Consider the following 13,400-nt stretch of genomic DNA (forward strand, 5'->3'; position numbering starts at 1 on the left):
CATGGCCCTCGTAACCGGGACCCCGGTCGGCAGCCGCCCTCTCCCCTACCCCTCTCCCGGACGGAGAATGGGACAGAGGGGCTCAAGCGCCCTTCCACTGCCCCAGCGCGGCCAGGCCGTTGTCGCGGGCGCGGGCGTAGACGGTTTCCTGCGCCTTGCGGTAGTTGCCGGCCATGTCCTTCGCCCACAGCGCCAGCGCCGCCTGCTGCATCGCCCGGCCATAGGAGAAGCTCAGCGGCCACGGATTCGGACCCAACCGGTTCATCGCGTCCAGGTGCGCCGTCGCGTCCTCGTCGCCCTGCCCGCCGGACAGGAACACGATGCCCGGCAGGATCGCCGGCACCGTGCTCTTCAGGCACATCAGCGTCGACTCGGCCACCTCCTGCACATCGGCCTGCTCCTCGCAGTCCTTGCCCGGCAGCACCATCGACGCCTTGAGGATCGTGCCCTCCAGCAGCACGTTCTGGTCGTACAGCGAACCGAACACCGAACGCAACACCGCCTCGGTGACCTCGTAGCAGGTCTCGATGTCGTGGTTGCCGTCCATCAGCACCTCCGGCTCGACCATCGGCACCAGGCCCTGCTCCTGGCACAGCGCCGCATAGCGCGCCAGCGCGTGCGCATTGACGTCGATGCAGGTGCCGGTGGGGATGTCCTCGCCGATGTTGATCACCGCCCGCCACTTGGCGAAGCGCGCACCCAGCCTGTAGTACTCCTCCAGCCGCGCGCGCAGCCCGTCCAGGCCCTCGGTGACCAGCTCGCCCGGGTAACCGGCCAGCGGCGTCGTGCCCTTGTCGACCTTGATGCCCGGGAGGATGCCGTGCTCCTCCAGGTACCTGGCGAACGGGACCCCGTCCTGCGTCGACTGGCGCAGCGTCTCGTCGTACAGGATCGCGCCGGAGATGTGCTCGGACAGCTTCGGCGTCGTGAGCAGCAGCTCGCGGTAGGCGCGACGGTTCTCTTCGGTGTTCTCGACGCCGACCGCGGCGAAGCGCTTGCCGATGGTGGTCGTCGACTCGTCGATGGCGATGATGCCCTTGCCCGGGGCGACCATCGCCTGGGCGGTTTCGGCAAGCTGCTCGATGCTCATGGGGGAAAGCCTGTGGGGGGGAAGAATGCAGCCGCAAATTATAAGCGGCGCCCCCGTGCAGGCCTGTTGACAACCATGGCCTCGCCGCAGGTGGCCGCCACCCCGCGCCACCTGCGTTCCGCCGTCATCGCCGTGCCGCGGGCACCGGCGCCGGGCGGGTACAGCTCCCGCCCGCGTGCATGGCGGCTGCTACAGCTCGCCCAGGCCGCTTGCGCGGCCGTCAGGGCCGACCTCGAGCAGGCGCAGCGTATTGGTCGCGCCGTGGGTTTCCATGTGCTCGCCGCTGGTGAACACCACGCGGTCGCCCGGCGCCAGCAGGCCGGCGTCGACCAGCACGCGGATGCTGCCGCGCGCGGCCTCGCGCGGGGTCAGGCCGCGGCTGTCGAAATTGATCGCGAACACGTCGCGCATCAGCGCCATCTGCCGGCGCGCGCCGTCGTGGCGGCTGATCGCGTAGATCGGCGCCGAGGCGCGGAAGCGCGACAGGAAGCGCGGCGTGCCGCCGGACTCGGTCATCGCCACGATCGCGCGCACGCCGATGTGCTCGGACAGGAACATCGTGGCCATGGCGATGGCCTGGTCGGCGCGCTCGAGGTTGCGCTGCGCCTTGCCGTAGTCGGTCTCGGTCTGGAACTGGCGCTCGGCGCCCAGGCAGATGCGCGCCATCGCCTCGACCGCGCGCACCGGATAGGCGCCGGCGGCGGTCTCGGCCGAGAGCATCACCGCGTCGGTGCCGTCGATGACCGCGTTGGCCACGTCCAGCACCTCGGCACGGGTCGGCAACGGGCTTTCCACCATCGACTGCAGCATCTGCGTGGCGGTGATCACCACCTTGTTCTGCGCCAGGGCCTCCTTGATGATCTTCTTCTGCAGGCCCGGCAGCTCGGCGTCGCCGATCTCCACGCCCAGGTCGCCGCGGGCGACCATCACCACGTCGGAAGCCTCGACGATCTCGACCAGGTTCTCGATCGCCTCGGCGCGCTCGATCTTCGACACCAGCGCCGCGTCGCTGCCGTGCTCGCGGGCGATGCGGCGCGCCTCGTTCATGTCCTCTGCATTGCGGCAGAAGGACACGGCGATGAAGTCCACGCCGATCCGCGCGGCGATGCCGATCAGCTCGCGGTCGCGGTCGGTCAGCGCGCCCAGCGACAGGCCGCCGCCCTGCTTGTTCAGGCCCTTGCGGTCGGACAGCACGCCGTCGTTGAGCACCGTGGTGACGATGCGCTCGCCCTGCACCTCGGCCACCTGCAGCTGCATCAGGCCGTCGTCCAGCAGCAGCACGTCGCCCGGCTTCACGTCGCCCGGCAGGCCCAGGTAGCTGACGCCGACCTGGCTGGCGTCGCCCGGAGGCGCGTCGTTGGAGGCGACCAGGTCGAAGCGGTCGCCGGCCTTGAGCATCACCTTGCCCTCGGCGAAGCGCTCGATGCGGATCTTCGGGCCCGGCAGGTCGGCGAGGATGCCGATCTCCACGCCGACCTTCTGCGCGGCGATGCGCACTTCGGCGGCGCGCCTGGCCTGGCCGGACGGATCGCCGTGGGAGAAGTTCAGGCGCACGACGTTGACGCCGGCGCGGAACAGCGCCTCCAGCACGCCCGGCGCGTCGGTGGCCGGTCCGAGGGTGGCGAGGATCTTGGTGCGGCGCAGGCGATCGGTCATGTCCGGGACGTCATCGGGGGTCGGAAAAGACAGGCGAAGCTACCACATCGCCGGGACCCAAGGCAGCGCTGTCATCCCGGTGTCCCGAGGCCATCGCGGACCCGCTTCGACATACGCCAGCGGACGGAAAAAGGTTGCAGCAACAACGGTCTGCACGTCGGCCGGGGTGGGCGACGCCGGGCGGCAGGCAGGCTAGGATGGACAGTCTTCCCTGTCCCCCGAGCCATTGCGATTCCGATGACCGCCACCGTCCAAGCTTCCGCCCCCTCCCGCCTGCAGCAGCTGCGCGAACTGTCCGTCGTCGTGGCCGACACCGGCGACTACGACGCGATCGTGCGCCTGCGCCCGGTCGACTGCACCACCAACCCGACCCTGGTGAAGAAGGCGCTGGCCCTGCCGGTCTATGCGGAACTGATCGAGCGCGAACTGGCCTGGGCCCGCGGCCAGGACGGCGACCGCAAGGCGCTGGTCGACGAAGTGGCCGACCGCCTGACCGTCGGCGTCGGCACCATGCTCAGCGCGCTGGTCCCCGGCCGCGTCTCCACCGAGGTCGATGCCGACCTCGCCCACGACACCGCCGCCACCGTCGCCAAGGCACGCAAGTTCATCGCCATGTACGCCGAACGCGGCGTGCCGCGCGAGAAGATCCTGATCAAGGTCGCCGCCACCTGGGAAGGCGTGGAAGCCGCCCGCCAGCTGCAGGCCGAAGGCATCGACTGCAACCTGACCCTGATTTTCAACCCGACCCAGGCCATCGCCTGCGCCGAGGCCGGCGCGTTCCTGATCTCGCCGTTCGTCGGCCGCATCCTCGACTGGTACAAGGCCCACGGCCAGGTGCCGGCGACCATCGACGAGGACCCGGGCGTGCAGTTCGTGCGCGGCGTGTACACCGAGTTCAAGAAGCGCGGCGCCGCCACCGTGGTGATGGGCGCCTCGTTCCGCTCGGTCGACCAGGTGCTGGCGCTGGCCGGCTGCGACCGCCTGACGATCTCCCCGGACCTGCTCGAGCAGCTGGACAACTCGACCGGCCACGTCGAGCGCAGGCTCTCGCCGGTTCCGCGCGAAGAGCGCACCATCGCCCCGGTCACCGACACGCGCTTCGCCGCCGACCTGGCGGCCGACGCCATGGCCAGCGAAAAGCTCGCCGAAGGCATCGCCGCGTTCGCCAAGGACCTGGACGCCCTGCGCGCCGACATCGCCCAGCGCCTGGGCGGCTGATCAGGCCAGCCGTACGGTGCGGGAGTCCCGGCCGCGGACTGCGGGCAATCCTGTAGAGCGGGGCTTGCCCCGCTGCCTTTCGCGCACACGGGGCGCCAGGCGGGGGAGTCGGGCAAGCCCGACTCTACCGGGGCGCGGCGAACCCGCCGGTCGTGCCGCACGGTGTCCGTTCCGCGACCCTCAGATCGCGCAGGACACCCCGGTCCCGCCGAGCCCGCAGTAGCCCTGCGGGTTCTTCGACAGGTACTGCTGGTGCAGGTCCTCGGCGTAGTAGAACGGCGGTGCCGGATACACCAGTTCGGTGGTGATCGGCGGGTAGCCGGCCGCGCGCAGGTCGGCCTGGTAGGCCTCGAGGCTGGCCTGCGCCGCCGCGTGCTGGGCGGCCGTGTGGCTGTAGATGGCCGAGCGGTACTGGGTGCCGACGTCGTTGCCCTGGCGCATGCCCTGGGTGGGATCGTGGCTTTCCCAGAACACCTTCAGCAGGGTGGCGAAGTCCACCTGCGCCGGGTCGTAGACCACCCGCACCACCTCCGCGTGCCCGGTGCGCCCGGAACAGACCTCCTCGTAGGTCGGGTTGGGCGTCCCGCCGCCGGCATAGCCGACCGCCGTGGTGAACACTCCGGGCACCTGCCAGAACTTGCGCTCGGCGCCCCAGAAACAGCCCAGGCCGAGTTCGACAACCTCCATCCCCGGGAACTCCCCGCGCAGGGGCCGGCCATGGACGTGGTGCGCGTTGTGCAGCGGCAGCGGCGTGTCGCGGCCCGGCAGCAGGTCTTCGGCGCGCGGCATGCGCTGCTTGTGCGCGCCGATGCCCAGCAGGGATTCCAGGTTCATGGGGGCTCCTTCAGGCCGGCAGCAGGCCGGGTTCGGCCTCCGGGATGGGGTCCGCCGGATCGTCGCGCAAGCCCGCCGCACGCAACGCAGCGTCGGCCTCGGGCAACGAGGAGTCGGACACGCAGACCCGCAGCACCCCGAACAGCGGCAGCTCGCCGGCCCCGCCGAGCAGGTTCTCGCCGAATACGAACGCGGGTATCCCGGCGTCCTCCAGCACGTGCCTGGCCAGGTGGGCGTCGATCAGGTTGTTGGCGCGGTAGGCGACCTGCATGCGGGCTCGAGGGGGAATGGGCCTGTCCCGAGCATACGCCCGGCCGGGATTGGCGCCCTGAACGGCGCAGGCGCTGCGGCCCGGCGGGGGCGGCGCTCGGCTAAACTTGCGGTTTGCCTTCGCAGCCCCCGCGCCCCATGTCCCTGCCTGCCGACACGCCCACGCCCGCCGACGCCGCCCCCGAGAAGCGCGACTTCATCCGCCAGATCGTCCGCGAGGACCTGGCCAGCGGCAAGCACACCGCGATCCGCACCCGCTTCCCGCCCGAGCCCAACGGCTACCTGCACATCGGCCACGCCAAGGCGATCTGCCTGGACTTCGGCGTCGCGGCCGAGTTCGGCGGGCGCTGCAACCTGCGCTTCGATGACACCAACCCGGCCAAGGAAGACCCCGAGTTCGTGCGCGCGATCCAGGACGACGTGCGCTGGCTGGGCTTCGAATGGGCCAGCCTGCGCCACGCCTCGGACTACTTCGAGGTCTATTACCTGGCGGCCGAGAAGCTGATCCGCGACGGCAAGGCCTTCGTCTGCGACCTGTCGGCCGAGGAAGTGCGCGCCTATCGCGGCACCCTCACCGAGCCGGGCCGCAACTCGCCGTACCGCGAGCGCAGCGTCGAGGAGAACCTGGACCTGTTCCGGCGCATGCGCGCCGGCGAGTTCCCGGACGGCGCGCGCACCCTGCGCGCGAAGATCGACATGGCCAGCGGCAACATCAACCTGCGCGACCCGGCCCTGTACCGGATCAAGCACATCCCGCACCCTATCGCCGGCGACGGCTGGTGCATCTACCCGATGTACGACTTCGCCCACGCCCTGGGCGACGCCATCGAGGGCATCACCCATTCGCTGTGCACACTGGAGTTCGAGGACCACCGCCCACTGTACGACTGGTGCGTGGACAACGTCGACCTGGCCGGCAACCCCGAACTGCTCGAGCCGCTGCTCGCCAAGGGCCTGCCGAAGGAAGCCGGCAAGCCGCGCCAGATCGAGTTCTCGCGCCTGAACATCAACTACACGGTGATGAGCAAGCGCAAGCTGACCCAGCTGGTCAGCGAGGGCCTGGTCGACGGCTGGGACGACCCGCGCATGTACACCCTGCAGGGCCTGCGCCGCCGTGGCTACACCCCGGCCTCGCTGCGCCTGCTGGTGGACCGCGTCGGCATCTCCAAGCAGAACTCGGTGATCGACTTCTCGGTGCTGGAAGGCTGCCTGCGCGAGGACCTGGATGCCAGCGCGCCGCGGCGCATGGCGGTGATCGACCCGCTGAAGCTGGTGCTGGCCAACCTGCCGGAAGGCCACGAGGAATCGCTGACCTTCCCCAACCACCCGAAGGACGAGAGCCAGGGCGAGCGCCAGGTGCCGTTCTCGCGCGAACTGTGGATCGAGCGCGAGGACTTCGCCGAAGTGCCGCCGAAGGGCTGGAAGCGCCTGGTCCCGGGCGGCGAGGCCCGCCTGCGCGGCGCCGGCATCGTGCGCATCGACGAGGTGGTGAAGGACGGCGCGGGCAACGTGGTCGAACTGCGCGGCTGGCTCGACCCGGAATCGCGCCCGGGCATGGATGGCGCCAACCGCAAGGTCAAGGGCACCATCCACTGGGTCAGCGCGAAGCACGCGGTGGCCGCGGAGATCCGCCTGTACGACCGCCTGTTCTCGGTGGAGAAGCCCGACGACGAGTCCGAGGGCAAGACCTACCGCGACCATCTCAACCCGGAGTCGAAGAAGATCGTGCGCGGCTGGGTCGAGCCGGCCGCGGCGCAGGCCGCGCCGGAGCAGTCGTTCCAGTTCGAGCGCACCGGCTACTTCGTCGCCGACCGTTACGACCACACCGCCGAAGCGCCTGTGTTCAACCGCAGCGTGACCCTGCGCGACACCTGGGCCGGCTGAGCCCGAGGAGCCTGGCCGGCCTCGCGCCGGCCAGCACCACCGCATGCCTTCATCGACGCCCGCGGACACCCCCCGCCGCGAAGCGCACCTGGCCCGCGGCGTGTGGAGCGGCGTGGCCGCCGGCGCGCTGTGGGGCCTGGTCTTCCTGGCCCCGCAGCTGCTGGCCGCGTTCACCCCGCTGCAGCAGGCCGTGTCCCGCTACCTCGCCTACGGCCTGCTCGCCCTGGCCGTGCTGCTGCCGCGCTGGCGCGCGGCCACGTCCCACGTGGGCGCGACCGAATGGTGGGCGCTGGTCCGCCTGAGCCTGCTCGGCAACCTCGTCTACTTCGTCCTGCTGGCGCGCGCGATCCACTCCGCCGGCGGCGCGGCCACGGCGCTGATCGTCGGCCTGGTGCCGGTGGTGGTGACCGTGGCCAGCGGGTTCGCGCGCAACCGCCGCGGGCCTTCGCTGCGCGCGCTGGCCGGACCCTGCGTGCTGTCGGTGCTGGGCATGGTGCTGGTGGCGATCGACGCCATGCACGCCGGCCGCGGCATGGCCAGCGGCCAGGCGGGGCGCGCGCTCGGCCTGCTCTGCGCCGCCGGCGCGCTGCTGTCGTGGTCGGCCTATTCGGTGGTCAATGCGCGCTGGCTGGCGCAACGCCCGGACATTTCCGGCCGCGACTGGTCGCTGCTGACCGGCGTGGCCACCGGCGGCCTGGCCCTGCTGCTGGTCGTCCCCGCGTTCGCGGTGGGCGGCGGGCACGACGCGGGCGACTGGCTGCGCTTCTGGGGCGTGTCGGCGGCGCTGGCGCTGTTCGCCTCGGTGATCGGCAACGCCTTCTGGAACCGGGCCAGTCGCCTGCTGCCGCTGAGCCTGGCCGGGCAGATGATCGTGTTCGAGACGGTGTTCGCCCTGCTCTACGGCTTCCTCTGGGAGCTGCGCCTGCCCAGCCTGCTGGAGCTGCTGGCGATCGCCTGCCTCATTGGCGGCGTGCTGTGGTGCGCTTCGCTGCACGCCCGCCACGTACCGCCGGAACACGCCGGCTGACCGGATCCGGCATGCCCGCCGGTGCACCGGCACGACCGGCCACGGCCGGCCCATCGCGCAGCACGTACACTGCACATCTTCCCCCCGCTCCCCCCGGTTACGCATGCTTTACGCCCAGGTCCACCTCACCCTTCCCGCCTGGATCCACGACGCCTTCGATCCGGCCGCGACCTACGCCTCCGACGAGGACAAGGTCGCGCTGGCGATCGAACTGTCGCGGCGCAACGTCGAGGCGCGCAGCGGCGGGCCGTTCGGCGCGGTGGTGTTCGGGCCGGACGACCGGGTGATCGCCGCCGGCGTCAACCGCGTGGTGCCTCACAGCACCTCGCTGGCGCACGCGGAGAACATGGCCTACATGCTGGCGCAGCAGCGCCTGCAGACCCCGCGCCTGAACGACGTCGTCTCGCCGGTGACCCTGGCCACCTCCTCGCAGCCGTGCTGCCAGTGCTACGGCGCCACCATCTGGGCGGGCATCGACCGCCTGCTGATCGGCGCCCGCGCCGAGGACGTGATGGAACTGACCGAGTTCGACGAAGGCCCGCTGCCGGCCGACTGGACCGGCGAACTCGAGCGCCGTGGCATCGCCGTGGTCCGCGACATCCTGCGCACCGACGCCCGCGCCGTGCTGCGCGCCTACGGCGAAGGCGGCGGCGAACGCTACTGAGGCCAGGCGCGATGCACGTGCACGGATTGCTGGGCTACTGCCGGCAGGGATTCGAACCGGAACTGGCCGCCGAACTGGGCGAACGCGCCGCCGCGGCCGGCATCCCCGGTTACGCGCGCGCCACCCGCGACGACGGCTACGTGCTGTTCGTCACCGGCGAGGACGGCGACGCGCAGGCGCTGGCGCGGGCCCTGCCGTTCCGCGACCTGGTCTTCGCCCGGCAGAAGCTGCGCCTGCTGGCCGAGCTGCGCGACCTCGATCCGAAGGACCGCCTGGGACCGCTGCTGGCCGCGCTGCCGGCTGGCCTGCGGCTGGGCGATGTGTGGGTCGAGCATCCGGATTCGGACGCGGGCAAGCCGCTGTCCGGGCTGGCGCGCAGTTTCGGCAACGCGCTGCGTCCGGCGCTGCGCAAGGCCGGCCTGCTTCCGGCGAAGGAAGATCCCCGCCTGCCGCGCCTGCACGTGTGTTTCCTCGCCGGCAACCACGCCTTGCTGGCCCTGGCCGACCCGCGCGACAGTTCGCCGTGGCCGCTGGGCATCCCGCGCCTGAAGCTGCATCCGGACGCGCCCTCGCGTTCGGCGCTGAAGCTGGAGGAGGCGTTCCTGGTCCTGCTCGACGCGGGCGAGCGCGAGCGCCTGCTGCGCGCGGGCATGACCGCCGCCGACCTCGGTGCCGCCCCCGGCGGCTGGACCTGGGTGCTGACCCGCCACCACCTGCGGGTAACCTCGATCGACAACGGGCCGCTGCGCCGCCACGTGCTCGACACCGGCCTGGTCGAGCACCTGCGCGCGGACGGCTTCCACTGGCATCCGTCGCGATCGCTGGACTGGATGGTCTGCGACATGGTCGAGCAGCCCAGCAAGGTCGCCGCGCGCATGGCGCAGTGGTTCCGCGAGGGCTGGTGCCGGCACGCGGTGTTCAACCTGAAGCTGCCGATGAAGAAGCGCTGGCAGGAAACGCGGCTGTGCCTGGACCTGTTCCAGGCGCAGGCCGGCAACCCGCTGACGGTGCGCGCGCGGCAGCTCTACCACGACCGTGAGGAGATCACGGTGTTCGCGACGCCTGGGTCGTAACTGACGGTTACGGCCAGAAGCAAAAGCAACAGCAAGGGCAACGGCAACAGCAACGGCAACGGCAACCGCAACAGCGTTGGCGTGCGCGGGCTGCGGACGGGGCCGCCGCCCCAAGGGGGTATGGCGCATCGCGCGGTTCCGCTTTCCATGGCTCCAACGCGCGAACGCAGGCCATCCATGGCCTGCTTGCGCCATACCCCCTTGGGACGACGTCCTTCGGCGCCTTGAGACCATGGCTTCTATCGACGTCGCGTAAAGCTCACCCCCGTGTCCCGACGGGACGGGTTGGGAGAGCGCCTGCAGCCCCGTAGAGTCGGGCTTGCCCGACTCCCACGCCCGATGTCCCTGCCCACGTGAAAGAGCAGCGGGGCAAGCCCCGCTCTACAAGAAGCAACCGCACAGCCCCTCTCACGCCGGGAGTGTGGAGGAGGAACGAACGAAGCCACGACCGGAACGCGCCCGAAGACGCGGTAGCGCGGGCGTATGCCGCAAGCGGCACATGGATGTGCCGCGGTCGCGAACGCAGTACGAGCGGTGAGACAGCTGGCGCGTGGCGACGCGTCGAACGTCGCCAGCGCCCTCGTTCATTCCCGGCGCCCCGTGCTGCCGCGCTCCGTCCGAAACTGCTCCGACCGACTACCGATGTGCCGCAGAGGCATCGCTTGACAGGCGACATCCACCGTCCGGTCGCGTCAGAGGAACGGAAACACCAGCTTCAGCAGTCCCTTCACCGCGCTTTCGGCGCTGCTGGAGACCGCCTTGGCGCCCAGGCTGTTGAGGGCGTTGCGCGCATCCTCCCAGCGCAGCCTGGTGACATCCTTGCGCAGCAGGTCAGCCAGTTCCTCGGAGCCGGGGGCGAGCTTGCGCAGTTCCTTCACCATCGCGTCGGCGTCCTGCTGCAGGAAGCCGGCCTTCTCGGCCAGCGCTACCAGGGTGTCGAAGCGCACCGCCAGCACCTCGCGGTTGCGCTCGTAGACCGGCAGGCCGCCGCCGTCGAGGATCGCCTGCTCGAACAGCTGGCGGTCGTCGGGGTGTTCGACCCGTACCGCCAGGAAGCCGGCCTTGCGGCTGCGCTCGCTGACGTGGCGGCTGCCGGAACGCAGGTTGGCCTCGTCCAGTACATGCGAGAGCACGCGCCGCAGGGCCGCGTCGACCGGTTCGGTGACCAGCTGGCGCCAGCGCGCGTAGCCATCGCGGCGCAGCGCGCGCAGCTTCGCCGGGGTCACCCGCAGCTGCTGGGCGGCAGCGTGGTTGCTGGCGTTGCGGTCGATCGCGCCGTCGCGCTCGAGCAGCACGTACACCAGCAGTTCCAGGTCGCGCTTGCTGAGCGAGCCGAAGCCCTGCAGCTGCGTCTGCCGCATGAATTCCGCGGCGAAGCCCGCCGGGTCCTTGAGTTCCAGTTGCTGCATGGGGCCTTGCCTCCTCCGGTGCCGCAGTATCCGCCGGCGCCGTCGCACGGGCCGGGACTGGAGGCCGGATGGTAAGCGGCCGCGGTTATGGCGTCGTCATACGGTGGCGTGTGGTGGCGGTTGCCGGCGGGAAGCCCGTGGCCACATCACGCTATTCGCAGCCGGCATGCATGGCATGCGCAGCCGGCAGTGGCGGCGCACGGCCATGCGTCCTATGGTTGGGCGAGCCGCCGCCCCGGCCCACGACGCAGGAGGGACACCATGCAGGCACCCGTGATGACCCGTCGCCAGCTGCTGGCCACCATGGCCGCCGCAGGCATCGGCACTTCCCTGCCGGCCTTCGCGGCAGGCCCGCGGAAGGAGGCGGGTACGACCGCGAAACGGGCTGGGGCCTCCATCGGCGTGGCCCTGGTGGGCCTGGGCTATTACGCCACGCACCTGCTCGCCCCGGGCCTGCAGCAGACGAAGCATTGCCACCTCGCCGGCATCGTCACCGGCTCGCCGGACAAGATCCCCGAGTGGCAGCGCAGGCATGGCATCGCCGACGCGAACGTCTACAGCTACGACGACTTCGACCGCATCGCCGACAACCCGGATATCCAGGCGGTCTACATCGCCACGCCCAACGACCTGCACAAGCCGCTGACCCTGCGCGCGGCGGCCGCGGGCAAGCACGTGTGGTGCGAGAAGCCGATGGCGATGAACGCGGCCGAGGCGCAGGACATGGTCGACGCCTGCCGCAAGGCGGGCGTGAAGCTGACCATCGGCTACCGCCTGCAGCACGAACCGAACACGCGCCGGCTGATGGCGATGGCGCGCGAACAACCGTACGGGCGCATCCTCAAGGTCCGCGCCGAGGCGGGCTTCCACGCCTACGACGATGTCGATCCGGCCAACAAGCCGTGGCGCCTGCTGCCGCAGCACGGCGGTGGGGCGATGTACGACATGGGCGTGTATTCGCTCAACGCCGCCCGCTACACCACCGGCCAGGAGCCGGTGGCGGTGGCCGCGCGCCAGGAGATCCACCGCCCGCAGCTGTTCGAGGGTGTGGACGAGACGATGTTCTTCACCCTCGAATTCCCCGGCGGGCTGGTCGCCGAATGCGCGACCAGCTTCGGCCGCAACATGAACACCCTGCGCGCCGACTGCGAACGCGGCTGGTACGAGCTTTCGCCGTTCCAGACCTACGACGGGCTCGAGGGCCGCACCAGCGACGGCCAAGCCTTCGCCGACGCGGTGCCGCACCAGCAGGCCAGGCAGATGGACGACGACGCGCTGGCGATCCTGCGCGGCACCGCGCCGCTGGTGCCCGGCGAGGAAGGCGTGCGCGACATGCGCGTGGTCGATGCGGTCTACGCCTCGGCCCGCGATGGCGGCCGCCGCATCGTGCTGTAGCCGCGCGGCGGTTCAAGCCTGCTTCACCCGCCGCTGCCTAGCGTCTGCGCCATGGACACGCGCCGCGCCAATCCGTTCCGCTCCGCCCTCGCCGCCCCCCTGCTGGCGGTGGCCTGCACCGCGCAAGCCGCCGCCCCGGCCACGCCGCTGCCAATGCCGCCTCCGCCGGCGACGCCGTCGGACCAGCCGCTGCAGCGCCAGACCGGCATGGTGGTGCTCGAGCGCGAGGGCGGCCAGAAGATCATCGTGCGCTCGCTGGAACCGGACAGCCTGGTCGGCGGCGACCGCTACGAATTCGGGCAGCTCGACGCCGATGGCGACGGCTTCGTCGAACGCGGCGAGGCCGGCGCGGTCGACCGCTACCTGCTGCGGTCGTTCGACCAGCTCGACGCGAACCGCGACGGACGCCTGGACCGCGACGAACTGGCCGGCTGGATCCTGTAGTCAGCGAAGGAAGCGGCACCCCCGTAGAGTCGGGCTTGCCCGACTCCCACGCCCGATGTCCCACGCCCTGTGAAAAGCAGCGGGGCAGGCCCCGCTCCACAAGAGCGTGCCGCAGCCAGCGCGCGGATGGAGCGCTGGATTCCCCGCGCCCGTAGAGTCGGGCTTGCCCGACTCCCACGCCCGATGTCCTAGACCTTGTGAAAAGCAGCGGGGCGAGCTCCGCTCNACAAGAGCGCGCCGCAGCCAGCGCGCGGATGGAGCGCTGGATTCCCCGCACCCGTAGAGTCGNGCTTGCCCGACTCCCACGCCCGATGTCCTAGACCTTGTGAAAAGCAGCGGGGCGAGCTCCGCTCTACAAGAGCGCGCCGCAGCCAGCGCGCGGATGGAGCGCTGGATTCCCCGCCCCCGTAGAGTCGGGCTTGCCCGACTCCCACGC

12 protein-coding genes are annotated in these 13,400 nt (G+C 70.9%); 7 read left to right on the forward strand and 5 right to left on the reverse strand.

The genetic code is table 11. The features are described 5' to 3' along the window. Positions 1-82: 82 nt before the first annotated feature. Together PSEJ35_RS0102355 and pyk are read right to left on the reverse strand one after the other, a co-directional pair. The gene (locus PSEJ35_RS0102355; RefSeq protein WP_028916383.1) at positions 83-1,090 is read right to left on the reverse strand and encodes a class I fructose-bisphosphate aldolase; all 1,008 of its coding nucleotides are present in this window, start codon (positions 1,088-1,090) and stop codon (positions 83-85) included. Positions 1,091-1,279: 189 nt separating this feature from the next. Further along, the gene (pyk, locus tag PSEJ35_RS0102360) at positions 1,280-2,746 is read right to left on the reverse strand and encodes a pyruvate kinase (RefSeq protein ID WP_028916384.1); all 1,467 of its coding nucleotides are present in this window, start codon (positions 2,744-2,746) and stop codon (positions 1,280-1,282) included. A 237-nt stretch (positions 2,747-2,983) separates the two neighbouring features. Between pyk and PSEJ35_RS0102365 the strand changes: the two genes are divergently transcribed. Next, positions 2,984-3,964: a transaldolase gene (locus tag PSEJ35_RS0102365; RefSeq protein WP_028916385.1), complete on the forward strand. Its 981-nt coding sequence runs from the start codon at positions 2,984-2,986 to the stop codon at positions 3,962-3,964. 180 nt (positions 3,965-4,144) lie between these two features. On the opposite strand, the gene msrA is transcribed toward PSEJ35_RS0102365, so the two are convergent. Together msrA and PSEJ35_RS0102375 are read right to left on the reverse strand one after the other, a co-directional pair. Further along, positions 4,145-4,783: a peptide-methionine (S)-S-oxide reductase MsrA gene (msrA, locus tag PSEJ35_RS0102370; protein ID WP_028916386.1), complete on the reverse strand. Its 639-nt coding sequence runs from the start codon at positions 4,781-4,783 to the stop codon at positions 4,145-4,147. Positions 4,784-4,808: 25 nt separating this feature from the next. Continuing rightward, positions 4,809-5,069, reverse strand: coding sequence for a DUF2007 domain-containing protein (locus PSEJ35_RS0102375; RefSeq protein ID WP_028916387.1), 261 nt, complete (start codon positions 5,067-5,069; stop codon positions 4,809-4,811). Positions 5,070-5,206: 137 nt separating this feature from the next. On the opposite strand from PSEJ35_RS0102375, the gene PSEJ35_RS0102380 reads away from it, so the two are divergent. The 4 genes from PSEJ35_RS0102380 to rlmM all read left to right on the forward strand — a co-directional run bounded on the left by PSEJ35_RS0102380 (position 5,207) and on the right by rlmM (position 9,716). Then, entirely contained in the window at positions 5,207-6,952 is a 1,746-nt protein-coding gene (locus tag PSEJ35_RS0102380) for a glutamine--tRNA ligase/YqeY domain fusion protein (protein ID WP_028916388.1), read from the forward strand. Between the two features lie 43 nt (positions 6,953-6,995). Beyond that, a complete protein-coding gene (locus PSEJ35_RS0102385) occupies positions 6,996-7,979 on the forward strand; it encodes a DMT family transporter (protein ID WP_051412437.1) in 984 nt (327 codons plus the stop codon). Positions 7,980-8,082: 103 nt separating this feature from the next. Continuing rightward, the gene (locus PSEJ35_RS0102390) at positions 8,083-8,643 is read left to right on the forward strand and encodes a nucleoside deaminase (protein ID WP_028916390.1); all 561 of its coding nucleotides are present in this window, start codon (positions 8,083-8,085) and stop codon (positions 8,641-8,643) included. Between the two features lie 17 nt (positions 8,644-8,660). Next, positions 8,661-9,716, forward strand: coding sequence for a 23S rRNA (cytidine(2498)-2'-O)-methyltransferase RlmM (gene rlmM / locus PSEJ35_RS0102395; protein WP_028916391.1), 1,056 nt, complete (start codon positions 8,661-8,663; stop codon positions 9,714-9,716). A 692-nt stretch (positions 9,717-10,408) separates the two neighbouring features. Here rlmM and PSEJ35_RS0102400 read toward each other — a convergent pair. Continuing rightward, a complete protein-coding gene (locus PSEJ35_RS0102400; protein ID WP_028916392.1) occupies positions 10,409-11,125 on the reverse strand; it encodes a hypothetical protein in 717 nt (238 codons plus the stop codon). A gap of 261 nt (positions 11,126-11,386) precedes the next feature. Between PSEJ35_RS0102400 and PSEJ35_RS0102405 the strand changes: the two genes are divergently transcribed. Continuing rightward, positions 11,387-12,520 carry a Gfo/Idh/MocA family oxidoreductase gene (locus PSEJ35_RS0102405; protein ID WP_028916393.1) on the forward strand — a complete coding sequence of 378 codons (1,134 nt, stop codon included), beginning with the start codon at positions 11,387-11,389 and terminating at the stop codon, positions 12,518-12,520. Between the two features lie 51 nt (positions 12,521-12,571). After that, positions 12,572-12,964, forward strand: coding sequence for a hypothetical protein (locus tag PSEJ35_RS0102410; RefSeq protein WP_051412438.1), 393 nt, complete (start codon positions 12,572-12,574; stop codon positions 12,962-12,964). Positions 12,965-13,400: the final 436 nt, after the last annotated feature.

It is taken from the genome of Pseudoxanthomonas sp. J35 (assembly GCF_000513995.1).
Taxonomy (GTDB): domain Bacteria; phylum Pseudomonadota; class Gammaproteobacteria; order Xanthomonadales; family Xanthomonadaceae; genus Pseudoxanthomonas.